We start from the raw sequence: 1,083 nt of genomic DNA, 5'->3' as shown, positions 1-1,083 counted from the left end.
GACGGACGGTCGCCACCGCGGTCGTCACGGCGCGGGAAGGAGGGACGGTCCCCACCACGGTCGTCACGGCCACCGCGGAACCCACCACGGTCGTCATCACGACGCGGGAAGCTCGGACGGTCGCCACCACGGTCGTCACGACGCGGGAAGGAGGGACGGTCGCCACGGTCGTTGCCACGGAAACCGCCACCGGAGGGACGGTCACCGCGGTCGTTGCCGCGGAACCCGCCACCGGTGGGACGGTCACCGCGGTCGTTCCCACGGAAGCCACCGCCGGAGGGACGGTCGCCACGGTCGTTCCCACGGAACGGCGGGCGGTCACCGCCACGGTCGTCACCGCGCGGGAAGGACGGACGGTCGCCGCCGCCCGAGGGACGGCCACCACGGTCGTCGTCACGGCGGGGGTAGCTCGGACGGTCGCCACCACGGTCGTCACGACCACGGAAGCCGCCGCCACCGGCGCCGGCGGGCCGGCCACCACGGTCGTCACGGCGGAAACCGCCGCCGCCACCGGTCGGGCGGTCACCGCGGTCATCGCGACGGAACGGCGGACGGTCGCCGCCACGGTCGTCACGGCCCCCGCGGTAGCCGCCCCTGTCACCGCCGTCGTTGCGCCGAGGCTCGCGCTCCGGACGATCGTCGGGAGAGTTGGACATGGGTGTGACTCCTGTCTTCGGGGTACCGCTAGTCATTCTCGCGCAACCAACCCATGGCCGCGCTTCGGCGTAAAGAGGCGAAAAACAAAAAGACCCCTGGTCCAGCGTTGAACGCTGGACCAGGGGTCCTTTGAAAAATTGTTCGGCGGCGTCCTACTCTCCCACAGGGTCCCCCCTGCAGTACCATCGGCGCTGAAAGGCTTAGCTTCCGGGTTCGGAATGTAACCGGGCGTTTCCCTAACGCTATGACCACCGAAACCCTAATCGGTTTCGAGCGAACAAGCACACTTTGTAGTTATGTTCTAGCTCTAGAAACCAGCAACCGTTCGTTGCTTCAGAACTAACACAGTGGACGCGAGCAACTGAGGACAAGCCCTCGGCCTATTAGTACCAGTCAGCTCCACCCGTTACCGGGCTTCCACATCTG

The 1,083-nt window shown here is 67.2% G+C and carries 1 rRNA gene and 1 pseudogene; one reads left to right on the top strand and one right to left on the bottom strand.

Annotated elements, in window-relative coordinates:
• Positions 1-767: pseudogene (locus tag ACWGDE_RS39150) on the top strand (hypothetical protein); the annotation flags it as partial.
• A 29-nt stretch (positions 768-796) separates the two neighbouring features.
• On the opposite strand, the gene rrf reads toward ACWGDE_RS39150, so the two are convergent.
• Positions 797-913: ribosomal RNA gene (gene rrf, locus ACWGDE_RS39145) — 5S ribosomal RNA — on the bottom strand.
• Positions 914-1,083: the final 170 nt, after the last annotated feature.

The organism is Streptomyces sp. NPDC054956, assembly GCF_053609185.1.
Note: the sequence above shows the minus strand (reverse complement) of the source record. Positions and strands in the feature narration are given on the sequence as shown.